We start from the raw sequence: 23,099 nt of genomic DNA on the forward strand, positions 1-23,099 counted from the left end.
GAGGCGGTCGGCGAGTCGGTCCGTGGGGCCGAGCTATGCCGGTGGTTGTCCCCCAGTGAAGCAATCCCAGGGCCAATCCCGGTCCCTAGCGGCGACGAAGCTGTAAGTCGTTGATTGATGGACTCTTACAGCTTTCGTCAGGTCTCGGGCTTCGTGCCCGAGTGTTGCAAAGCCGCGTCACTGCGTAGGAGGATGTGGCTTCCGGGCCACACCGCCGTCGGCGAAGCGAGCGGGGAAAGTCAGCGGGCGGAAGTCGGCACGCCGACGCCAAAGGCGCTAGCGGCGCCGTGACCCGAATCGATGCTCTCATCCTCAACGCTCAGCAGTGACAGCAGCTTCAGCTCGATGTACATCAGCCCCATCGCCAATGGCATCATCGCCAAGCCGGCGTAGTCATGGATCACGGTGTGGATTGCCTCGCCCTCGGGGAAGACCCGGAATAGCAACGCAATTGTGACGATCCGGGCGACGTTGACGATTAGCGCGATTGGGATGGCGCTGAGCAACACGATCAGCTTGTCCCACCAAGGCCGCTTGATCAGCAGCGCGCAGGCGACGGCGAAGCCACCGAAGATCGTGACCATCCGCAGGCCGCTGCAAGCCTCGGCGACTGCCAGCGGCAACCCATCGACCGAGATCACGCTGCCTTCGCGGACCACGGGTTGGCTGAGGATCGTGAGGACGACCTCGCTGGCGATCGCGGCTAGCTTCTGCAAGCCCAGCAGCAGCGTGTGCTCGATAACGCTGGGGAGCGGGTACATGAAAATCAGAAAGCCGATCGCCGCGCCGGTCCAACGGAGCAGGGACCAACCGCCGATCATCATAAACCCGCCAAACAGCGCCAGCAGGAACGAGAGCCGATTCACCGGCTCCATGTACAGGTTGGCGCCGAGGAAGATCCGCAGCGCGTAGGCGATCAGCAGCACCGCCAAACCGATCCAGCGTTCGCCCGCAGCGACGCGATCGAAGGGCTGGCCGATCAGCACGTAGGCGAGCCCTGCCATACAGACAATCGCGATGCCGACGCCCTGCATCAGCGGATTGCCCAACGCAAGTCCGCCTGCGGTCGTCGCGGCTCCGACGCCGGCGGCGACCTGCCCGAACAGCGAAGCGGGCATCAGGCCCAGGAAGGTCTCTTCTGCTACCCCTTCGGGCGGGTCTTGCGCCACGGGGTTCGGACGCATCGTCCACATCAGGTAGAGGGCGATCAGTGGCACGATCCAGCCGTGCGAGTACTGGTCCGACTGCCAGAAGGCAGACGTGTTCTCCAGCATGTTCCAGTACGAATAGGTCAGCAGCGCCGTGAGCCCGAGCAGACCCAGATAGGAGTGCTTCTGGTACGAGTCGGACCACGAGAACCGCTCCGCGCTAGGGGCGGCGCCGCCGGCGAAGGGAGAGACGGGGCTGACGAATTCGTGGGCCATAGCTTTCGGTGGGGGCACTCGTTTTGCGCCTCGCGCCCCGCGGTGCTAGCTGGGCGACGGTGCATCTTTGGACGGCGCCGGCAGGAAACAAGTTCCGGCGGCAGGCAGAAAAAATAGCGGGCGGCGCCGGACACGGATTCCGGCATACCCCCTCTCTCCGGTCGAGCCTAGGCGTCGGCTCGAAAGCTGTCAAACAAGGGGCGAACCTCCAACCCGCGCGAGCGGCGCCACCGGCGCCAGCGGATGGCGACCCCTCTAGTTGGGGCGAATTTAACGGCTGGGGCAAAGTTCGGGACCGACCTGTCCGATCATTACGACTGTGCCGCCATTAACGGTTGCGCCGGTCGAGCAGACGCTCCGCCGGCAAGGCGGATGCCAGTACCGCTGCGCCCTTTGAAGAGGCGAAATAAGTGATGATCGGCGATATCTCTTCGACGAACCGCCCCCGGACCGCCGCCAGGCTGCTCCTGCTATTGAGCGGCGTAGTCACGGCCGCCAGCAGCGGTTGCACCGCCTTCATGGAGCCGCGCGAGCCCTATCCAATCTCGCCGCCGGAGGTCGCTCCGACATCGCCCGTTCCCCGTGAACTGGAAATGATGTCGCTGCCGCGCTACACCATCGAGCCGCCGGACATCCTGATGTTGCAGGCGGTCAAGGTCGTGCCGAAACCGCCGTATGTCGTCGAGCCCTTCGACGGCCTGTTGATCCGCGCCGCCGGCGCCCTGCCCGACCAGCCCATCGCCGACGCCTTCTTCGTCGACCCCGAGGGCATGATCGACCTGGGCCCGTCGTACGGCAAGGTGAAGGTCGTCGGCCTCACGATCGACGGCGCCAAGGACGCAATCCGCAAGCAGCTCTCCACCATCCTCGAAGAGCCCGAGGTGAGCGTCTCGCTCGCCGTTTCTTCGGGTTCGCAACAGATTGTCGGCGAGCACCTGGTGGGCCCGGACGGCTACGTGAACCTCGGCACTTACGGCTCGGTTTACGTCACCGGCCTGACGCTCGAGGAAGCAAAGGTCGCCATCGAGAAGCAGTTGTCGCTCAAACTCGAAGACCCCGAGGTGATCGTCGACATGTTCTCGTACAACAGCAAGAAGTACTACATCATCACTCAAGGTGGCGGCTTCGGCGACAACGTCGTTCCGGTCCCCATCACCGGCAACGAGACCATCCTCGACGCGATCGCGACGCTGGGCGGTATTAGCCAGGTCTCTTCGACGAAGATCTGGATCGCCCGCCCCGCCCGCAACGGCCAAAGCTGCGAGCAGATCCTCCCCGTCAACTGGAAGGACATCTCGAGCGGCGCCCTGACCGCGACCAACTACCAGATCCTCCCGGGCGACCGCGTCTTTATCGCCGAGGATTCGCTGATCCGTCTCGACGCGGTGGTGTCGAAGCTGACGAGGCCGTTCGAGCGGGTGTTCGGCTTCGCCTCGCTGGGCGTGGCGACGGTCGATCGAACCGTCAACTTCACGCAGATATCGAACTAATGCGGTTCTCGAGTCGGAAACGGCCGGGGCCACAGCGGGTTGTTTAGCGGAAGGAATCCATTCCACCGCCCCACGACGGGGCGCGCCGACCCTCGTGGTCGGGTGATATGAGGGAGAGACCCATGATGAAAGTTCGAGCTGTCGAGTCTCTGGCGCTAGTGGTCGGCATGGTTGCCGCCGAGGCGATGGGCTCGGGGGTGGGCGTCTCGTACTACCAGCCCAGCACTCCCGTGCCAGCCGGCCCTGTTGCGAGTGGCCCGACGGGCGCGCCGATCGCCGGGTGCAGCACGTGCAAACGGCTTGGCTTCGCCTGTGTGGATCACGCCACTCCGCCGCCGTGTTCGCCCGAGGGCGGTTGCAGCCCGGCGGGCCCTTACGGCTTTGCCCAGCCGCATTGGCGTCGCTGGCCGGGCACCGACGATGGCGGCCCGACGCCCCCCGAGGCGACCACCGAGGGCAGCCTCATTCCGCCCTACGAGCCGCCGTCGCCCGAGGACGAGGACAAGCAGGCCCCCCCCTCGCTGGATGACACCACGTCCGCCGACGTCGAATCCAACACGGAGAGGGACGCCACCGGTTCCGAGATGGGCCGACCCGAGATGAACCGCCCAGAGATGAACCGTCCGGGCATGGACATCACCCTGCCGCCGCTGCCGCGGCCGAGCTTGCCGACGCCCGGCGCGGGCGGGGAAGCCGCTCCGGCCAATGAAGGCGCCCCGCCGTCCCTGCCGTTCGGGTACGCCCCACCGGCGGGCGGAACGGACGCCTTCGGGCCGCCTGCCCCGGCGTTTGAAAAGACGGTCCCGGCGTCGCTGCCCAAGTCCGCAGCGGGCAAGCGGGACCTGCCGCCGCCGCTGCCGGTCGGGTTCACGCAGAACGGCGTCGCCCCGGCGCCCCGGCGTCTGCCGACGACCTTCGGCCGCCCGGCCGCCGAGACGCCGCTGTTCGACGCGGCCATCCAGCCTGCGTCGGCGAACCTGCCGATCACCCGCTGAGCCGTTGAGCTGAGCCGTTGAATCGGCATGACGGAACTAACCGCACGGGCCGGGCGTCGAAAGACGCGCCGGCCCGTTCGCTTGACGGACCGGCAAGCACGGCCTAGCGTTCCCGAAGGCCGAAAGCCGTCGCGACGATGAACCATTAGCCGCGGGGCCTTAGCCCCCCGGTTCCTAGCCTCGCCTACCCTGCTCACTCCCCCGAGCGCACGATGACGCGCGTTATCCCGATTGTGATCGCGATCCTGGCGATCGTCTCCCTGACCGTCGTCGAGGGCGTCATGTCCGAGCGATGGGCCGACAGCCGCCACTGCGGCTACTGCGCGTCGCTGCTCGACAACGTGCCGACGAAGATCGGCCAGTGGGAATCAACCGACAACAAGGTGACCGAGGTCGAGCGCAAGGGCGCCGGCGCGCGCGGTTACGTCTCGCGCACCTACCACAGCAACGCCAAGGGCAAGGACGTCGGCGTGTGGTTCATCGTCGGCCACGCCCGCGACACGTTCCGTCACACGCCCGACATCTGCTACGGCAGCAACGGCTTCGAGATGCAGAGCGACCAGACCCGTTACGAGCTGCCGCTCGAGGACGGCAAGCAGGCGAGTTTCTTCACGGCTACCTTCGCCAAGCCGGACGCGATGAGCAGCGGCATGAAGCAGCGTGTCTTCTGGACGTGGTTCAAGCCCGACGCAAACTCCGGTGAGCCCGTCGTCTGGCGGGTCCCCGACGGGATGACGGCCAGCGCTCTCCGTTACGAGTTCGCCGCCGCCCCGGCGCTCTACAAGCTGTACTTCACCGTCAGTGGCGCCGACGCCGAGGCCGCCGGTGACGAGAGCGTGGCGATGGAGTTCGCCCGTGAGTTCTTGGCGTCCGTCGAACCCGTGATCGCCCCCGCCAACGGCAAGATCCCCGACGGCTTCACGCCGAAAGAAGAGAACCTCTGAGGCGGGCCGCTGCAAGCAAGTAAGCGACGGCGAACCGGGAGCGTCCGGTTCTTCGACTTACGACGCGCCGGCCCGCCATGGGTCGAGTTGGCGAGCCAATCGCACCGCTGAACAGCGGATGCTGCTCAATGGCTTGCATTTCTCGCCAGTCGCGAGCTTGATGCATTTGTCCACCCAGAGCGCAGGGGCCCGCTAGGACGCATCCTGGGCGATCTGGCGCGAGCGCAGCGAGCCTTGGCGTTCCGGCTCCCTGCCCGTAGGTCGCCAAACGTGTCCCGAGTTCACTCCCGGCGCTGGCGCTTAGGGCTCCCTTCATGTGTTCGTTGCGGGCCGCTACCCCACCCGGCGCTAAACACCAGATAAGAAAAGAAGCCCGCCAGCGAGTGTCGCTGGCGGGCTTCTTATTTCAACCACTATTGCTGTGGAATCAGTATCAGTAGTCCGAATCGTTCGGCTGAGGTAGCCTGCGGTCAAAGGTTTCGGCGTCTTCGAGATCACGGTAACGAGACTTCTTGTAGCTCGTCGTCATCAATTGTGCATAAACGCGGCTGGACATTTGTTCGTTAATGTAACGGATGCTCCCGTCGCAGAAGGCGACATTCACCCCGCCAGGGTGATTGCTCGACGGATACGCCAGCTCCTCAGTCTGTTCGGCAAGAGTTGTCGGGGGAATCACGTCCAAGCTACGTCCGCCGTTGATCTTGCAAATAGCGGGGCGAAGATTTCCTCCAAGCGCGTTATGCCAGACGAAGCCGAAGTGATGCTTGGCGTCGCTACGCCCACTCGGCTGGTAGTCTTCGACCGGGTAGGTGTAGAAGACTGCGTTTAAGTTTTCGGAGAGCATCATCGTCTTGCTGGTGCCGTCGGCCGACGAGATGTACGAGATGGACATCTGGAGCTTGGGGTCGAGCTCTCGCCCGTCAGCAGTGTTGTTCCAAGCCTGAATGGGTGAGACGGCCGCTTTCTTATTCAGGTCAAAAAAAATGCCGTTGGCAGCGAACTCGGTATCGCCGGCGTTTTGATCCGCATCGGTTCGATCCGGGTCGGCAAATCCCCAACCGGCGTTGGCGACGTACGAAGCGGTCGGCTGTCCGACGGCTTCAGCGGGGTCGCTCGGGCACTGCAGGTTTTCGATCTCGGGAGTGAAGGTGTCGTTGATCGACGCATCCGTCCCAAACTCCTGAGTCCATCGATCCCAGAGGGGGTTCTGTTCGATGTAGGGGAAAAGCAACACGGTCCAAGTGGCGCGACGACCGACGGTGTAATCACCCTTATAAGGGCCCGCTGCCGACACCTTGATGCTGGCTTGGTTCGGGATCTCGTTGATGAGTCCCGGCAGCTTGCTGAACGTCGTATCGTAGTTGGCCATACCTAGGCCAAGCTGCTTGATGTTGTTCTTGCAGGTGTTGTTCCGCGCCGCTTCACGCGCCGCCTGCACCGCGGGGAGCAGCAACGCGACGAGCGTGCCGATGATGGCGATCACCACCAGCAGCTCGACCAGCGTGAAGCCGGGGCGGCTAGCGGTGGTGGTGGCGGGGAGGGGACGCCTCATAGTCACAGTTCCTAGCTAGGTGACAAGCAATCCACGACGGGACGTTCCGGGTCGCCGTCGTGGGCGATAGTGAAGGGGGCAACCGTCAGCGAGCAGCTCCCGGTCCACTCCCGGGCATTCGTCCGGCAGGGGGGGCGGTATTCCCGACCGGGCTGACGCCAGCGGGAGCGGAAGCAAGCTTTCTCTCCACCCATTGTGCCGGCGCAAGCGGCTGGTGTCCACAAAACCTCGAAGTTAACCGAGGGCGTCTGGGATTGGCTCTACAGGCCCGTTGACGCCGCCGGGCGGCAGGTTACCTTAGGGTTCTGCCAACCGGGTTAAGAGCCTTGTGGGCAGGGAAAAATGGGCTCGTGGCGGAATTGGCAGACGCGCATGCTTGAGGGGCATGTGCCCGCAAGGGCGTGCTGGTTCGACTCCAGTCGGGCCCACTTTTCGCAAAAGCGACGCGCCGACCCTCGGCTCCGATGGGGAGTCTCCGGCGCGAAGGCGACAAGACTACCGCCTCAAATCCCCTCAAACGAGGGGTTTTGAGGCGGAGTCCACCAGATTGCCGGCAAGGCTTCGCAGGATTCCAGAGAATCGACCCGAATATTTTCGGAATTTTCCCCAGCGAAGGCCGGAATTTGGTTATGCTGCGTGAGACCGGAGTAGCAGCCTAGAGAGGTCCGCTTCGGAACTCCTCTACCGCAGCGATCCGACGCGAACAGTTTCCTAACGACCCCTTCAAGTCGATCCCTTCTTAAATCGATCTAAAGCCCGGCAACAGAACGCCGGATCTATACCGACCACCCCGCAGAAACGCGTGGCTTTCGGCCGTCTCACGACGTCGGGGGCTACGCGTTTCTTGCTGCGCTCGTGGGTCGTTTCGCCGTGAGAGATATCTCGCCGTGAGAGATATCGTGGGAGATTGGCGATGCGGGCACCGTGCATCGATCGGATGACGCGGCACGCCGGCCACAGCACATAGTCCCCGGTCGTTGCATTTAGCCCCCGGTCATTGACCGGGGGGCTAAGTAAACTGTGGACCGGGGCTAAACGAGCGATAGGGGCTCAACCGGAAGCGTGAACGCTCAGTGGTGGCCCGACGCCGTTGTCGGGCGGCTCAAGAGAACCCGTACTTGGCGTATTCCATGGCCAGGAACAGGCAGCCCAGCGACATGGCGATCGTCGCCAGGATCATCAGCACCGTGTAGATCGACGTGGGCGGCTTCTTGACGAGTCCGCCGCGAGCCGGCATCGGGCTAGTTGAGGTTGAGTCGAGTTGCGACACGGTCGCCCTCCTGGATCGGACCTTGTTGGAAGCGGGTATCGACGCGGCCAACGGCGCGGTCGGGCGCCGTCTTGAGGATCTCGAGACGGCCCTTGTACTTGGTGTCGCGGAACACTTCGACGGTGTCGCCGATCCGCAGGCCGTCGTCGTCACCGATGCTGATCTCGACCAGCTGGACGCCGCCCTTACGCTGCGTGCGGCTGACGAAACCATCGACGCGCGGCGTGATGCCGTCGGCGGGGGTGTTGGGGTCGAGGCCCTCGGACTCCATGACGCGGGTCATGCGGCCGGTCTCGGCCACCAGGTCACGCTGCGTTTCGAGGGCCGATTCGAGGTCGTTGCGGATCGACTGCAACTCCTCGGTCGCCTTGAGGGCGACGTCGAAGCTGTCGTCCTTTTCCTTGATTGCCTTGCTGATGTCGTCGCGGATCCGCAGGACCTCTTCGGCGAGCTGGTTGTTGTTTTGCTGCGTGGCGGTGACGGCCTCGACCGCTTGGCGGGCGTCGGTGCTCAGCTCATTGAGCTGACGCTGGATCCGCTGGTTGTCCTCGGCGAGGCGGGTGGCCTCGGTCTCGAGCTTGCGGACCTGCTGCAACGCCGACTCGGCCTCGGCCTTGAGCTGGCTCTCCAGGGCGTTGGAGCTGCTCTGTAAGGCCTGGAACCGGGCACGCTCTTCACTGAGCTGCTTCTGGGCGGCTTCGGCCTCGTTCTTCCAGTGACGGTGCGTCGAGTAGACGCTGACCGCCAGCCACATGTAGCCGATGCTGAGCACGAACAGCGTGACGACCAGGATCTTGCCCAAGAAATTCATCGTGTGACGCCTATTCTCAGCAGCGGGGGAAGCGTAGCAGAGGGGGAAGCAAGCGCGGTTCAGGGTTCCGGGTATCTGGTGACCGCGGGCCGACAAGGGGCGGGTGCGTCGCTAGCAACCGGCGGAAGGGGCCTCGCAGGCGACGATCCGCCGAACCATCGGCGTCTGGGCAGTATAGACACGGTTGAAAACGGGTGTCAATTTACGCGATTTGCGTAATCTCGTTGCGATGCGGGACTTACGTCGGCTTGCGGCGCCTCTGCCGATTATGAGGCCCCGCAGGGGCGAAACCACCACCTTTGACCTTAGCCGCGCGGTAGCCCTCGGAGAGAAGCGGGTACCCCTGAGCCCACCGAGGGCTGCCCAGGATTATGCAACTGCTAGCAAATGGACGTTTAACAAAGGACTTACGTCGATGATGCACTGCTGCGATAGCAGTCCGACGACGCTTAAGTCCTTATCTGAACGTAGTAACTGCTAGCCCTTGCATAATCCTGTGCCGCCCACGGCTCAGACGGGTACCTGTGGTTGCCTCAACTAGTCGCCTGGACGGGCGGGTCAGCCGCGGGGGTGGCAGGCGCAACCGCCGCCGCAGCCGCCGCCACCACTGGGGAGGCTCGTGGGGAGGCTGGCGGGGCCGCTGCCGGTCGTAGGCGACGCACACACGCTCAGCAGCTTTACCAGCCTGCCGCTGCCGCACTCCGGGCACTCGGGCTTCTCCGCTTCGGATCGGACCAGGACCTCAACGTCCCGGTCGCAGTCCTTGCACTGGTATTCGTAGAGGGGCATCGGAGCGATTCTGCTGGAAGAGGGTCCGCTGGAAGATGGTTAGGTCCGGTCGGCCGGGCTGCGGAGGATCTCGCTGAGGATCACCGCGTCACGGGCGCCGCCGGGAGTGACGAGCGCCTTTCGGATACGGGCCGCGGCGCTCGCGGGTTCTGCGACTTTCGCTTCGGCGCCGCCGGGGCGGTTCATGAGCGTTCCCAGCCGGTGGTCGAACTTCTCGTGAAGCCGGGCCTCGACCCGGTCGTCGGCTGTCGAGATGTTCTCACCCAGGTGGGCGGCGTTCTCGGCAAGCTGGCTTTCCGGCAGGTGGCGGAGCGGACCCCGTCGGGCGGGCTGAGGCGACTCAGCCTGAACATCGAGGTTGCTCGCCGCCCGTGTCGGGGATTGAGAACGCCGCGTTACGGGCTTGGGGAGGTCCTGTTGCGGCGGAGGCGATTGCCGGCGTTGTCGTCGGGGGGGCTCTTCGAACGGGTCGAGCGGCGGCTTCTTGGCGGGCGGTTGAGGCGGAGCGGCGTCTCCCTGAGCGGCCCGCCGGAGAAACTCTTCGACCTCCGAACGCAGGTCGGCCTGAACCGGCTTGGCGGCAGGTTTCGGCGCCGGTTCGTCGGCGATTTCGAGGATCGGCTCGTCAACGCGCTGCGCCTCATCCGGCGGCCAGGGCTGGCCTTTTTCCTCGGCCTCTCCGCGGGCCTTGTCCAGCTCGCGCTGCTCCTTGAGCCCCACCAGCACCTGACGGATCACCCAGAAGGCGACCACCAGCAGGGGGCCGATCGCGTCGAGAAACCCCGCGGCGAACAGGCCCGGCGGCAGAGCGGCGGTTAGCGGCGCGAAGGGCATGAAGTACCGTCAGCGATTCAAGGACGCTTACTTGGCCGTGGCGATCGACGTGCGCATGTCGGTGTCGGCCTGGATGTTCTGCATCTTGTAGTAGTCGAGGATGCCCAGTTTGCCGGTCTGGAACGCCTCGGCCATCGCCCGCGGGACCTCGGCCTCGGCTTCCACAAGTTTAGCGCGCATCTCCTCGATGCCGGCGAGATTCTCCTGCTCTTGCGACACGGCCATCGCCCGGCGGCCTTCGGCCTGGGCGCGGGCGACGCGGGTGTCGGCCTCGGCTTGGTCGGCCTGGAGGCGGGCGCCGATGTTGTCGCCGACGTCGATGTCGGCGATATCGATCGAGACGATCTCGAACGCCGTCTGCGAGTCGAGCCGACGGGCGAGCACCGCCTTGGAAATCCGGTCGGGATTCTCCAGCACGTCCTTATGCCGCTCCGAAGAACCGATCGCCGACACGATCCCCTCGCCGACGCGGGCGACGATCGTCTCCTCGGTGGCGCCGCCAATGAGCTGGTCGAGGTTTGCCCGCACCGTGACGCGAGCCTTCACCTTCAGCTGAATGCCGTCCTTGGCGATGGCGTCGAGGCTCGGCCGCTTGCTGTTCTTCGGCGGGCAGTCGATGACGCGTGGGTAGACGCTCGTCTGGACCGCTTCGAGGATGTTGCGGCCGGCGAGGTCGATCGCCGTGGCTCGCTTGAAATCGAGGTCGATGATCTTCGCCTTGCGGGCGGCGATCATCGAGCGGATCACCAGCGGCACGTTGCCGCCCGCCATGTAGTGGGCCTCGAGCGCCCGGGCCGTGACGCCCTCGGCGTCGGTGATGCCGGCCTGCGTGGCCATGATCTTGCTGCGGACGATCACCGTCGGGTTGACCTTCCGGAAGGTCATCCGCAAAAGGTCGAAGATTCCGATCCCCGCGCCGGTGGTGACCGACTGGATGTAGAGCCGAAAGAACCGGGCGACGATCGCGAAGATCGTCAGGAGGACGATGATCCCTGCGATCGTGATGACGATCCAGACCGTCGGGTTTCTGAGGAGTTCCATCATCGGCGGCGATCCGCGGCGGTGAGCTTACGAGGGATTTCGCTACCCCGCTGTTGTAGGGGGGGGCGACGGGCAAGACAACTAGCCGGGGCCCACCGATACTGTTCGCCACTTCCCGCTGGTTATTGCCGCGGAGTCCTGCCGAGCCGGGGAAGCCGCGCCCGGGCGAGGCCACGGTTAGTTGGCGACGCTCTCCTCGTCGGGGCCGTCGGCGGTTGGGTCGCCGGTGATCGCCGGCTTCCGCTTGCCCACCAGCGACGCCACGACGCCGACGCCGAGGATGCCACCGATCACGGCCAGCGACACGAGGTTGGGGATAGGGTAGTGGTGCGCCAGCAGCATCTTCACGCCGACATACGCCAGCACGAAGACGAGGCTCGTCTTCAGGTGCTTGAGCGTGTCCATGAACCCGGCCAGCGCGAAGTACAGCGACCGCAGACCGAGGATCGCGAAGATGTTCGACGTAAACACCAGGAACGGGTCCCGCGTCACCGCGAACACCGCCGGGATCGAGTCGACGGCGAACATGACGTCGGTCGTCTCGACCATCACCAGGGCGAGAAAGAGCGTCGTGGCCGCGGTCTTGCCGTTCTCCGTGACGAAGAAGTGCTTGGTGTCGCGGGCCTTGGAGATCGGCAGCCAGCGATGGATCAGACGCAGGGTGAGGTTGCGTTCGGGCTCGAACTCGTCGTCCCCGGACATCAGCAGTCGAGCCGCCGAGATCAACAAGAGCACGCCGAACACGTAGGTGATCCACTCGAAACGGTGGAGCAGGGCGACGCCGGCGAAGATCATCGCCCCGCGCAGCACCACCGCGCCGAGGATGCCCCAAAAGAGCACCCGGTGCTGCGAAGCGAGCGGCACCCGGAAGTAGGAGAAGATGATCGCCATCACGAAGATGTTGTCGAGCGACAACGACTTCTCAACGACATACGCGGTGAGGTACGCCGCAACGGCCTCGGCGCCCATGCCGGTCTTTCCCAGGCCGCTGCCCGCGAACCAGCGCCCCTCGTAGAGCTGGTACACGACCCCGGTGAAAGCCAACGCGACGGCGACCCAAACACAGGTCCACTTGATCGCCGAGCGGAAGGTAGGCGTCTCGTCGCGACGGTGGAAAACGCCCAGGTCGAGGGCGACCATCAGGCCAATAGCGGCCAAGAACCCCAGCCAAACGAACCAGGGCATCGAAGACATCACGGCAAACGGAAGGGTCACACTAGCGGCAATTTAGAGGAATCGGTCTGGTCGAGTTGCGGCGGCGACAGCGACGGACGTAATCAAGGCTGCAATTCGTGTGCCCCCGGCGGCTCTTGGCGGCGGCTTGCCGCAGAAAATTCCCGTCACGAGGTCAGCATTGCCTTCGCGATGCGTTACATTGCGGAGCCGGCCGCGGCGCGAGGCGGCTGACTCTTTTCTGTACAGAGGGTAACCCGATGCTTCTCTATTCTCGGGACGCATTAGATTCCCGGGACGCACTGGGCCGGCTGTCGAAGGCTCTTGTCGGCGTGCTCCTGACGGCGGCGCCGCTACGGGCCCATATCTACCAGTGGGAGGACACTGGTGATGGGAGGGTGCAAAGCACGACCTTGACCCCCGGCGGCGGCGGGGTCGATGCGGTTCCCGGTGAGTACCTCTACCGGCGAGACCTGACGAAGGCGTACCTGATCGGCGCGGACCTGACGGGCGCCTACGCGTACCAAGCCAACTTCACCGACGCCGACTTCACGAACGCCAATCTGACCAGCGCCACACTATCGTGGACAACGCTTACCGGCGCAACTTTTACCGACGCTGTGGTGCGCGGGGCGGGCCTCAACAATATCACTTCACGTGGCTTCGGCGCAGCGCAGCTCTATTCAACCGCCAGCTATCAAGCCGGTGACCTGTCCGGCATCCTCTTCGATGGGAATAACCTCACCGGCTGGGACTTCTCTTCGCAAGACCTTTCGAGAACGCGTTATTACGGCACGATCCTAGCGGGTGTTGACTTCACCGGCGCCACGATCACCGGTGCGATCCTGCAAGACGCCACCTCGAACGGGTTCACGGTCGCGCAATTTTATTCGACCGCCAGTTATCAGAACCTGAATCTTCGCGAAGTCTGGCTCAACTACAGCGACCTCACGGGCTGGAACTTTGCCGGACAAGACCTTACCGGCGCGAGTCTGCAGATAGCCACATTGCTCGACGCCGACTTCACCGGCGCCATAATCGACAACGCCAGTTTCTACAGCGTCACCAACTCCGGCTTCACGGCGGCGCAGCTGTACAGCACAGCCAGCTACCAAGCGGGCGGGTTGCGGGGCGTGAACCTCGAGTTCAACGACATGAGTGGCTGGAACTTCGCGGGCATCGACTTGACGGGAGCGAATTTCAACGGGGCGGACTTGGCCGGGTCCGACCTGACGGGGGCCATCATCAACGACGCGTCTCTGGGCGACACAGCCCTCTCCGAGACGCAGCTTTACTCGACAGCGAGCTATCAAGCCGGCGATCTCTCCGGGACCAATCTCGGTGAAAACTACCTGTCGGATGTCAGTTTTGCCGGTTTCAATCTCGAACGGGCCGGGTTCGGCGGCGCGAATCTGGAAGGCACGGACTTCACCGGCGCCAACATCCGCGGCGCCAACTTTTACGCTGCGACTTTCAACGGCTTCACCCCACAGCAGCTCTACTCGACCGCCAGCTACCAAGAGGGCGACCTGAGCGGCGTTTCCTTCCTTATCAACGACTTGGCAGGCTGGGACTTCGAGGAACAAAACCTCCAACACGCTGAACTCTCTGCAGACCTGACGGGCACGAATCTCCGCCACGCCTACCTAGTCAACGCGGTATTCGACAGCTCCGGCATCACGAATATCGGCTTAGCCATCTTCCATGGCGCCGACGCGCGGGGCGCCAGGATGTATCTAGATGACACGTCCGCAGGCGTCAATTTGATCGGTCCCCAAGGCGTTGTTCACGGCATCGACCTGACGACCGAAGAGCTGTGGATCGTGCGTGACTATGACGGCGACTCGGACATGTACAACCCGATCGCGCCGATCGCGATCCACGTCGAAGACGGCTTCAGCACCAACGACGACAGCACGATCGAAGTCCGCCTCGAAGCCGACGCTTGGGACTCGACGATCTCGTTCGAGCCGGGCATCGCCGTGACGCTCGACGGAACACTCGAACTGTCATTCACGCCTGACGTGGATGTCACTGGCCAGGTCGGCCGCTCGTTCGCTCTCTTCGATTGGACCGGTGTGGCGCCCACGGGCGCCTTTAATGTCGTGAGCGAACACGAGTGGGACCTCTCGTCGCTCTACACGACGGGCGTCGTCACGCTGACAAGCGCGGAGCAGCCACTCTATGGCGACTACAACGGCGACGGCGCTGTGGACGCCGCCGACTACACGGTCTGGCGCGACAACGTCGATGCCCCCGCCGGGTCGCTTCCTAACGACCCCGGTAGTGGCCCGATCGGCGCCGCCCAGTACGAGACCTGGCGAGACAACTACGGCCGAACCTCGCCCTCCGACGCCGCAGTTGTGCCCGAGCCCGCGACGGCTTTCATTGGTTTAGCGCCAGTCATTTGTGCTGCCCCGTCGAGACGGCGCCAGCGCCGCTAGCGACCCGCATAACCGATTTCTTCAAGCCAGACCTCCCAACCGGCCGATCCGGACCGATGGAGAAGCGCGCCGCCGTGCGCGCCCACGCCGTCACGCCCGTGATCCGAGCCCAACGATGTCCGACTGGCTATTTGCTCCGCTCCGTAGCCTAGTGTCGATTCTCGTCGCGAACGACTCGAGCCGGCAGGTCGCCGCCGGCGTCGCGATCGGGATCTGCCTGGGCCTCGTGCCGAAGGCGACCCTCGTGGCGATCGTGCTCGGCGTGCTGCTCTGCGCGTTGCGGGTCAACAAGGGCGCCGGCCTCACGGTCGCGGCCTGCGTCGCGCCGCTGGCGCCGCTGCTTGACCCGTTCACCCACAAGCTGGGCCTGAAGGTCCTGACGATCCCCAGCCTGCAACCAACTTACGCCTGGCTCTATGACACGCCGCTGGGGCCCTGGTGGGGGCTGCACAACTCGGTCGTCTGCGGGTCGTTGCTGGTGGCCCTCTACCTCACGTACCCGGTGTTCCTCGTAACGCGCGGCCTCGTTGACCGCATCCGTCCGCGGGCCGTGAAGTGGGTCCTCAAGTACAAGCTGGGCCGCGTCCTGTTGGGCGCACAACTCACCGACAAGCTGAGCGTTGGATTCGGGCTGCGTAGCTGATCGCCGCGGCTCTGAGTCTCTCGTCCTCGTACAAGTGCTCCCTCCCATGACGCGATTCCTCCGCCTTGGTTACCTGCTGCCGCGGCTGGTGCTGCTGGTGGTGCTCTACTGCGCCCTGGAGTACGGCACGGGCTGGGGCCTGCGTTACGCCGTCATCGCCGGTGGTCAGTCGGCCGCTGGCGCCAAGGTCGAACTCGATGGCTCGGTCGTCTCGGTGCTCGAAGCCCGCGCGACGCTCACCGGGCTGAGGGTGGCCAACGCCAAGCGTCCGATGGAGAACCTCGTCGAGGCGGAGAAGATCGAGCTCGACTTCGAGTCCGACTCGTTCCTCCGCAAGAAGGTGATCGCCAACCACGGCGTCGTCCGCGGCCTTAAGTTCAACACGCCTCGCGAAAACTCCGGAGCCCTGCAACCGAAAGACGAGCCGATCGCTAGCGACGCCCCCGGCTGGTTCGGCGGCGCAGGGCAGGCGGTCGGTCAGGCGGCCGACAAGTGGCTCGACGACATCGAACTGAAGTTCTCCGGCGAGCCCGAGGACTTCGAGTCCGTGAGGCTGGCGCGGGAGCTCTCGCAGAGCTGGCCGCAACGCTTCGACAGGCTAAACGCCGACGCCAAAGCCCTGCAGGCCGAGGTCGAGAGGCTCCGCGAACAAGCCAAGGAAGCCCGGTCGAATCCGCTACGCGGCGCCGACTTCCTCGCCGCCGCGCCGCAGCGAGCCGCCGACCTGCGTCAGCGTTTGGCGAACCTGCATGCAGAGCTAACGTCGTTGCCAGCCGAGGTGAAAGCCGACAAAGGGCGGATCGACGAGGCCCGCCGCCGCGACGAGGCATTGATCCGCGAGCGGCTCCAGCTGAATCAACTCGACCCGCAATCGCTGACCTCCCAGCTGCTCGGCGAGCAAGTGACCGGCTCGATCGACAGCCTCGTCGGCTGGGTCCGCTGGACGCGGCAGATGGTCCCGAGCACCAAGGTCCGCCCCGTGGTGACGCCACGCCCGCGCGGCGTCGACGTCAACTTCGCCGGCGTGCGGCAGCGGCCCGACCTGCTGATCCGGGAACTGGCCGTCAGTGGTTCGGCACGGATGGCCGGTCGGCCCCTCGAACTGACGGGCACGGTCACGGACTTCACGACCTCGCCCGCCATCCACGGCAAGCCGATGCGCGCCGAGTTCAGCTCGACCGGCGGCCTGGCAATGGAAGTGCGGCTGACGGTCGATCGGGCCGGCGGCGTGGCGACCGACGAGCTGATCGTTGACTGCCCCGCGTTCGACTTGCCCGAGGGGCGGCTGGGCAATCCAGAGAAACTGGGTCTGGCGATGGCGCCATCGACGGGTAGCCTTTCGGTCAGCGTGCGGATCGAGGGCGAGAAGCTGTCGGGCGATATCCAGCTGGTGCAGGATCGGGTCGCTTTGGCGCCGGTGGTCGGCCCCTCGGCCAGCCAGCTAGCACGCCGCCTCGGCGACGCCGTCGGCGGCAGCCTGACGAACCTCCCGAAGCCAGCAACGCGGGTCACGCTCGGCGGTACCCTGGACGACCCCAAGCTAGCGGTCTGGTCCACGCTGGGTCCGGCGGTCGCCGAGTCGCTTCAGACTGCCGCGGCCAATCTGGCACGAGAAGAGGCCCAAAAGCGCCTCGAATCGACGCAGCAGAAGCTCGCCGGCGAGTTGGCGTCCCTCGACCGCAAGGTCAGCGACGCGATGCAGAAGCTTACCGCCGAGGTCGAGGCGCCACGCCAGGAGATCGAGCGGCTTGCTAGCAACTGGATCGGCGAGCAACTCGGCGGCGGGACTTTCTCGTTCGAACAGCTTGGCAAGCGGCTCCCCGCGGCCGAGTCGCTGTTCAAGAAGTAGCCCTCGTGGCCGTCTAGGGCGAATCCTCTACGGCCTCGTTGCGTACCGCCGCAGGTTTGCCAGACCTGACCACCCTTTGGGGGGTGTCAAGGCAAAGCCTCTTGGAATTTCCGAGAAATCTTGGCAGATAAAGATTGCTGGCGTCGGTCCGTTGACTTAAAACGGGTCTTATCGACGCGCTTATCTCTCTGCCCAACGAGGGGCGGATTACCGGAACGCAAGAATGCGCAGGGCTGAGCGGAGCTGAAGGTCAGCAACGCAGGGCCAAGCACAGCAGATAGTCGCGGAAGTCAAACCTCTCCAGACGATCAACAAGCGGTACGCGGAGCATAGATCCAATGAAGGCTTACACCATCGATTCTCTCCCTCGCCTGGCGGCGCTGTGCGCCCTGGCTATCTCCGCCGTATCGCCCGCTCTCGCGGCCTCGATCAATTACGGCGACTTCAACGACTTCCCTGCTGGGGTTGTTGAGTACCAAGATGTGACGGAGTCGTCCGCGACGGACGCCGTCCCTCTTTTCGGCGCCCCTGATGTCGATGTCAACAAGCTTGACTTCGATCCGCAGTCGTTCGGTTCCTCTGCGTCGAATGGCGACCTGGAGATCACCGACGGTCAGCTCAACTTTTCGTTTGCGACGCTCCCCGGAACGGGTATCGACTCGCTGGAAATCTCCGAGGGCGGCGATTTCACGATTGTTGGCGGCAGCGGCTCCACGACGGTCAACTCCGGCATCTATGCAAACGTGCTCGTAACCGCGGTCAATGGCATCGCTCTCGCTCCAGCCGATCAGTTCGAGGTCGAAGGTTCAACTTCCGCATCCTTCAACTCGGTCGGCCTGAGCCAGCCCTGGAATCTCGGCTTGCTGCTCGAGTTCGGCCCGGCGCTGTCTCTGAACGGTTTTGCCGCCGGTTCGCTGGTTACCGCCGGTGATTTTGTTCTCAACAACACGCTCGTTGCCGCTAGCGAACCAGGCTCGCTGGCCTTCATCGCCAAGAAAGACTTCAACATCACGCCGGACGGCAGCCTCGACCCGGACAATGTCATCCCCGAGCCCACCGCCGCGGCCCTCGCCGCCTTGGCTCTGGTGGGTCTCGCCCGCCGTCGCTAAGCAGACGACGTTCTGTCGATCCGACGACAACTGTTTCCACCCCAACACAAAAGGGCCCCGCAGCAACGTGCTGCGGGGCCCTTTTGCTTTATTGGGTTACCAACTCTTCTCGGGCGCATCAATTCCCATCAATGAGAGCGTGCTTCACTCGGCCGTAGCGTTTCTAGCCTGGCTCTGATCCACGGGGCAACGTGGGGAAGTCTCGCGCAGAGACGCAGAGACGCAGAGTTGGATGCTTTCCAAGACTCACGCAAAGGCGCTAAGCCGCAAAGAACGCGTTGCTGTGCGATCGTTTACGGCTACGCTCATTTCTCATTTCTCAACGAATCTGTCTTTGCGGCTTGGCGGCTTGGCGTGAGTCTTCGCCGCCTACCCTCGGCGTCTCTGCGTCTCTGGGTCTCTGCGCGAGACGCTACGGCAGTATGAAGTACGCTATAGTAGGTAAACCATGGGAGGCATGACGTAACTACGTAGGATGGCGCCGAAGGCCCATGACCCTTCGAGCGGCGGTAGCGTTGATGGGCCTTCGGCGCCATCCTACGCGAAGTTCTCAACCGCGCTCCGTCTTTCGTGCATCGTGGCGCAGCTCCCCGCGGCAGCCAGCATCAACCCACCGGGGCTTCTTCACGCGTCTTTAGCGCACTGATGTAGAGGAACGACGACTCACGAACCGACTTGGCCGGCTTGAGGATATCGACGGTCGCGTTGAGCACGTCGCGCCGGCTTACCTGGCCGAGCAACACGCCGTCTTCGTCGATCACCGGCAATCGCCGGTAGTTGGTGAGTAAGAACGCCTGGGCGATCGACAGCAGTTGCGTATCAGGGGCGATGGTCATTGCCTTGGTGTCCATGAACATCCCGACCTGGCTGGAAGGGAGCTGCTCATAGGCCGCGTCGAGGATCACCTGCATACTGCAGCGTTCGGAGAAGACACCCAGGTACTGGTCGCGGGGACCCACAACAGGGGCGCCTGAGATACGATGCCGTAAGAGCAGCTTTATGGCGTCGTGGACATCCATGTCGGGCGTCAGCGTCGTCAGGCGCGTGACCATGAAGTCGCGGGCGGTGATTGTGGCCATCATCGCGAGGGCTCCCGTTGGGTATGCCGGCCGCTGGAACTCGTTCATCGCCCGCCGAAGACCCTGAGGGCCCCCGACGCCTGCGTTGAATTACCAAGTTCAACCGCCGCTGTGAGAAGAGGTTCGTCGCGGCGACCTTGCCGTGACGCTCTTAGCAAACCTAGCGACCCCGCCACGCCGGGGCGAACATTTCCCGGCAGTATTCGGGCGACCTTGTGAAAGCCGTCACGAGGTCGCTGCTTCGTGAAAATCTTCACGAGGAGTTGGGGGGATGGGGCGGTAATTGAGGGCTCGATGTGGTTCTTTCCACATCAAATTGATCGATTATGGGTTGGCGTCACTCCGCCGATAACGCTTCCGCTTCGACGATCGGCGTGCGTTCGATGACCCTCATTGAACGCCAATAGCCCAGCTGGAAGCGGATGAAGAAGATCGTGCCGAGGCTGGCGATCCATAGAGAGATCAACGCCCAGCAGCCGTAGACGCCGAAGCCGAAGACTTCGACCGCCATCCAGGTGAGCAGGGCGAGCAGCGACGCCATCACGAGGCTTGCGAACAGGATGAACCGCGTATCGCCGGCGCCTTTGAGGGCGCTGACGAAGACGATCATCATCGCGTCGAGCATGTTGTAGGCGGCGATGAAACGCATCAACACCACCGCTGTGGACGCCACCGCTGCACGATGCGCCGCGTCGCCGGAGACGCCCTCGGTCTGGAAGAAGCCGGCAAGGAAGACGCCCGGCGCGAAGATAAACGCCATCGACATCAAGGCCATGTAGGCCCAAGAGATCTGCAACGAGGTCCAAGTCGCGCGGGCGGCGACGCGGTCGCGGTTCTCGCCGAGATGCTGGCCCACCAGGATGCTCGCGGCCATGCCGAACCCGACCACCGGCATGAATGACAGGTGGTTGAGGCTGAAGGTGAGGCTGGACGCCTCATGCTCAACGGCGCCGATCCTTCCAACGATCAGGATGAACGCGCTGAAGCCCAGCACGTCGAGCAGCATCTGCACGCCGGCGGGGAAGCCGAACGTCAACACCCGTCGCAGCAGCGGCCGATCGATCCCGCAGACCCCCGCGCCGAACTCGGCGCGGTTACGCGGCGAGAGCATCAGGAAGGTGTAGGTGAAGGTCTTCAGCCACAACGAGACGACCGTCGCCCAGCCCGCGCCGGCGATGCCGGCCGCCGGGAAGAGCGTGATCGTCTCACCACCGATCGTCGCGGTTAGCCCGAAAATCCACCACCAGTCGAGGAGCAGATTCAGCCCGGCGAAAACCGAGTCGACGATCATCACCACCCAGGTTTTGCCGCGCCCGCTCCAAAACGAGGACAGGGCCGCCGAGGCTAGCATGGCTGGCGAACCCCAACAAAGGATGTCGAAGTAGGTCGTCTCCAGAGCGACGGTTTCGGGCGTGTGCCCGGCTGCTTGGAAACCCGCCTGGGAGAACAAGATTGGCGCCAGCATCAGAGGGGTGACCGCGACGGTCGCCCACACGCCCTGCCACACCGAAGGGCCGATCCGCTCGGGCTGGCCCGACCCGTGGTATTGGGCGACGAACGTACCCACGTAGGAGCACAGCCCCAGTGGCAGACAGATCACCGCGAACCAGAGGACGCCGCCAACGAAGGCCGCCGCCATCGCCCCGCCCGACCAGTTGTTGAGCATCATCCGGTCGACGAATGTCATGACCGTCCACGACAGGCTCGACACCACCAGCGGCGTGGCGATGGTGAGGACTTCGCGGCCGCCGCCGGGACGGCCCCACCAAGAGTCGTCTCGTGGTGAGCCTGTCGATTCGCCTGCGGAATCGTTTTCGATTACGGGCGTCGCATCGGCGGAAAGGGCAAGCTCGGACAACGCCAACACTCCTTCGTTATCCGGCCCACGCCGGAGGGGGCGTCGGGCACTGACTGCGGTCCGTCACAAAGCTACGACCCGGGCACTGACGCGTTCCCGGTCCTCAAAACCTGAGGGGAGCAAAGCGTACCGCGTCCCCGGCGGACAGGGCAGCCTTCCCCGAGGTTCGCGCCCCGACTGAACGGGGCCGGGCGGTCAAAAGTCGGCGAAGGGGTCGTCGTCTTCTGCCGGCGCGTCCTCCTCGGCTTCGTCGGTCGGCGCGAACGGGTCAAACCCGTCGACCGGCGCGTCGTCCATCGGAGCTTCTTCTTCCGCGCCAAAGCCGGGTTCTTCTTCGGCCGGCTCGTCGGTGGGTTCGTCACTCGGAGCGGCGGCCTCTTCCTCCTCGGCGACGGGCTTTGCGTCGTGAACGTAGGGTTCGGCGAGGCCCGTGGCGTGGAAGCACTGGATGAGCCCGTCATCCGAGACGAAGTACAGGCGGTCGTTCTCGGTGTTGGCGATCGGCGTTAGCTTGCCGACGGCGGGCCAGCTGGCGATGGGCCGGCCGGTCGCCTTGTCAAGCACGCCCACCGCGCCGTCGGGGGCGACGGCAAAGACCTGCTTGTCCGAGGCCGAAACAAAATCGCCCAGGCCCTCGACTTTCCACAGCTGTTCGCCCGTATTAGCGTCCAACGCCCAGAGCACCTGCGATTCGGTCGCGACGTAAACCACGCCATCGACCGCGACGACCGGCTTGCGGACGACGTCGCCTAAGTTAGCCCGCCACAGTTCGCGTCCCCGCAGGATAGATACCCCGTAAACGACGCCTTCAATGGTGGAGAAGTGCAATAGTCTCCCAGCGACCACGGGAGGCCCCGACAGGGGCTCGCTGGCGTCGAACCGGTAGTCCGCGTTGCTGTTCTTGAGCGGCGCGCCATAGACCTGTCCACCGCCGGTCGCCCAGATAAGGCTGCCATCGGCGCTGACCGGCGTGCCGGCGAGTTCGCCTGGCGAGGCGATGATGAATGAGACATCCAGCACCTGGTCGAGCGGATAGCCCGTCATGCGACCGCTAATGGCGGGGACGTACACCACGTCCTCGGCGAACGCAGGCCCGGCGCCCGGCGAGCCTTTGACCTTCAACTTCAGCATGGTTTCGACGCCCTTTTCGACTTCGCGGAGCACATACAGCGTCGAGCCGACCGTTGCCGCGACCAGCGTGCGTGGGGTCTTGGGGCCGCCGTCTTCATGGACCGTGTCGTGCATTACCGCGGGGCCGAGCACCACGGTGTTTGCGCCATCACCGAGCCGTGTGTTCCATCGCGATGCGCCGGTCTCGGCGTCGTACGCCTGGAGCATACCGGCCGAGGTGAGCACGTAGAGCGACCCGCCCGATAGCTTGACGCCGACTACGGTCTGCGTCGCCGGGTCGAGGGGCGCCTGGGTAAACCAAGCTCGCTCGAGGCCCGCCATCTCTGCCGTGTGCCGGGGGACGACCTGCGAGGCGACGACGGAGCTTGCGGTCGCCAACAGGGCGGCGAACAGCGGCAGGCGGTGAGTCAATGAGCGGAGGCTGCGCAGCATGGGAGAAGCCCGGGGACGGGGGCATTAGTGGCGGATGGGCGGTGGGCGGCAGGGGCCGACCGGTCTTGTTATGGTAATCGCGGGCGGCGGCGGCTGCACGCTTCGCGGCGTCCCGCGGGCCCAGCGGCTAGACCCTGCCCCGCACGACTCTTAAATTGCGCCCTATCCCAACTGTTGTCGGCCCACCGTTACCGGGCGCTCCGCTTCGAGAGGGGTCTGTAGCCCACTCTT

General features: G+C 64.5%; 19 protein-coding genes and 1 tRNA gene. 8 read left to right on the top strand and 12 right to left on the bottom strand.

The features are described from left to right. Positions 1-239 precede the first annotated feature (239 nt). The gene (locus Spa11_RS02660; protein WP_145106979.1) at positions 240-1,424 is read right to left on the bottom strand and encodes an exosortase/archaeosortase family protein; all 1,185 of its coding nucleotides are present in this window, start codon (positions 1,422-1,424) and stop codon (positions 240-242) included. Positions 1,425-1,752: 328 nt separating this feature from the next. Then, positions 1,753-1,944, bottom strand: a complete 192-nt coding sequence (locus Spa11_RS22715) for a hypothetical protein (protein ID WP_197529685.1) — start codon at positions 1,942-1,944, stop codon at positions 1,753-1,755. Between the two features lie 73 nt (positions 1,945-2,017). Between Spa11_RS22715 and Spa11_RS02665 the strand changes: the two genes are divergently transcribed. The 3 genes from Spa11_RS02665 to Spa11_RS02675 all read left to right on the top strand — a co-directional run bounded on the left by Spa11_RS02665 (position 2,018) and on the right by Spa11_RS02675 (position 4,853). After that, on the top strand, positions 2,018-2,914 hold the full coding sequence (locus tag Spa11_RS02665; RefSeq protein ID WP_197529686.1) for a polysaccharide biosynthesis/export family protein: 897 nt from the start codon (positions 2,018-2,020) through the stop codon (positions 2,912-2,914). A 122-nt stretch (positions 2,915-3,036) separates the two neighbouring features. Beyond that, the gene (locus tag Spa11_RS02670; protein ID WP_145106988.1) at positions 3,037-3,909 is read left to right on the top strand and encodes a hypothetical protein; all 873 of its coding nucleotides are present in this window, start codon (positions 3,037-3,039) and stop codon (positions 3,907-3,909) included. Between the two features lie 212 nt (positions 3,910-4,121). Continuing rightward, on the top strand, positions 4,122-4,853 hold the full coding sequence (locus Spa11_RS02675) for an exosortase-associated EpsI family protein (protein ID WP_145106991.1): 732 nt from the start codon (positions 4,122-4,124) through the stop codon (positions 4,851-4,853). Positions 4,854-5,286: 433 nt separating this feature from the next. Here the strand turns inward: Spa11_RS02675 and Spa11_RS02680 are convergent, their stop codons facing one another. Beyond that, positions 5,287-6,405: a DUF1559 domain-containing protein gene (locus Spa11_RS02680; protein ID WP_145106994.1), complete on the bottom strand. Its 1,119-nt coding sequence runs from the start codon at positions 6,403-6,405 to the stop codon at positions 5,287-5,289. Between the two features lie 344 nt (positions 6,406-6,749). Here Spa11_RS02680 and Spa11_RS02685 point away from each other — a divergent pair. Further along, positions 6,750-6,833 (top strand) — tRNA-Leu (locus tag Spa11_RS02685). Between the two features lie 674 nt (positions 6,834-7,507). Here Spa11_RS02685 and Spa11_RS23430 read toward each other — a convergent pair. The 6 genes from Spa11_RS23430 to Spa11_RS02710 all read right to left on the bottom strand — a co-directional run bounded on the left by Spa11_RS23430 (position 7,508) and on the right by Spa11_RS02710 (position 12,335). Then, positions 7,508-7,642: a hypothetical protein gene (locus tag Spa11_RS23430; protein WP_261342281.1), complete on the bottom strand. Its 135-nt coding sequence runs from the start codon at positions 7,640-7,642 to the stop codon at positions 7,508-7,510. Between the two features lie 4 nt (positions 7,643-7,646). Beyond that, positions 7,647-8,486, bottom strand: coding sequence for a hypothetical protein (locus tag Spa11_RS02690; RefSeq protein WP_145106998.1), 840 nt, complete (start codon positions 8,484-8,486; stop codon positions 7,647-7,649). 558 nt (positions 8,487-9,044) lie between these two features. Continuing rightward, positions 9,045-9,275: an FmdB family zinc ribbon protein gene (locus Spa11_RS02695; protein ID WP_145107002.1), complete on the bottom strand. Its 231-nt coding sequence runs from the start codon at positions 9,273-9,275 to the stop codon at positions 9,045-9,047. Between the two features lie 39 nt (positions 9,276-9,314). Then, on the bottom strand, positions 9,315-10,109 hold the full coding sequence (locus tag Spa11_RS02700; RefSeq protein ID WP_145107005.1) for a hypothetical protein: 795 nt from the start codon (positions 10,107-10,109) through the stop codon (positions 9,315-9,317). A 27-nt stretch (positions 10,110-10,136) separates the two neighbouring features. Then, positions 10,137-11,153, bottom strand: a complete 1,017-nt coding sequence (floA, locus tag Spa11_RS02705; protein WP_145107009.1) for a flotillin-like protein FloA — start codon at positions 11,151-11,153, stop codon at positions 10,137-10,139. 174 nt (positions 11,154-11,327) lie between these two features. Further along, positions 11,328-12,335: a TerC family protein gene (locus Spa11_RS02710; RefSeq protein ID WP_145107015.1), complete on the bottom strand. Its 1,008-nt coding sequence runs from the start codon at positions 12,333-12,335 to the stop codon at positions 11,328-11,330. Between the two features lie 248 nt (positions 12,336-12,583). Here Spa11_RS02710 and Spa11_RS02715 point away from each other — a divergent pair, with 248 nt between their 5' ends. The 4 genes from Spa11_RS02715 (at position 12,584) to Spa11_RS02730 (ending at position 18,368) form a co-directional block, all read left to right on the top strand. Then, entirely contained in the window at positions 12,584-14,767 is a 2,184-nt protein-coding gene (locus Spa11_RS02715; protein WP_145107022.1) for a pentapeptide repeat-containing protein, read from the top strand. 115 nt (positions 14,768-14,882) lie between these two features. Next, positions 14,883-15,410 carry a TIGR03546 family protein gene (locus tag Spa11_RS02720; RefSeq protein ID WP_145107028.1) on the top strand — a complete coding sequence of 176 codons (528 nt, stop codon included), beginning with the start codon at positions 14,883-14,885 and terminating at the stop codon, positions 15,408-15,410. A 46-nt stretch (positions 15,411-15,456) separates the two neighbouring features. Next, entirely contained in the window at positions 15,457-17,259 is a 1,803-nt protein-coding gene (locus tag Spa11_RS02725; protein WP_145107031.1) for a TIGR03545 family protein, read from the top strand. Positions 17,260-17,597: 338 nt separating this feature from the next. Beyond that, positions 17,598-18,368: a hypothetical protein gene (locus Spa11_RS02730; RefSeq protein ID WP_145107036.1), complete on the top strand. Its 771-nt coding sequence runs from the start codon at positions 17,598-17,600 to the stop codon at positions 18,366-18,368. Positions 18,369-18,973: 605 nt separating this feature from the next. Here Spa11_RS02730 and Spa11_RS02735 read toward each other — a convergent pair. The 3 genes from Spa11_RS02735 to Spa11_RS02745 form a co-directional block, all read right to left on the bottom strand. Continuing rightward, positions 18,974-19,450 (bottom strand): CBS domain-containing protein, encoded by a 477-nt coding sequence (locus Spa11_RS02735; protein ID WP_197529687.1) that lies wholly within the window; start codon positions 19,448-19,450, stop codon positions 18,974-18,976. Positions 19,451-19,784: 334 nt separating this feature from the next. After that, a complete protein-coding gene (locus Spa11_RS02740; protein ID WP_145107043.1) occupies positions 19,785-21,305 on the bottom strand; it encodes an MATE family efflux transporter in 1,521 nt (506 codons plus the stop codon). Positions 21,306-21,500: 195 nt separating this feature from the next. Continuing rightward, positions 21,501-22,868, bottom strand: coding sequence for an outer membrane protein assembly factor BamB family protein (locus tag Spa11_RS02745; RefSeq protein ID WP_145107049.1), 1,368 nt, complete (start codon positions 22,866-22,868; stop codon positions 21,501-21,503). Between the last annotated feature and the right edge of the window lie 231 nt (positions 22,869-23,099).

The sequence above is a fragment of the Botrimarina mediterranea genome (assembly GCF_007753265.1).
In the GTDB taxonomy this organism is placed as follows: Bacteria; Planctomycetota; Planctomycetia; order Pirellulales; family Lacipirellulaceae; genus Botrimarina; species Botrimarina mediterranea.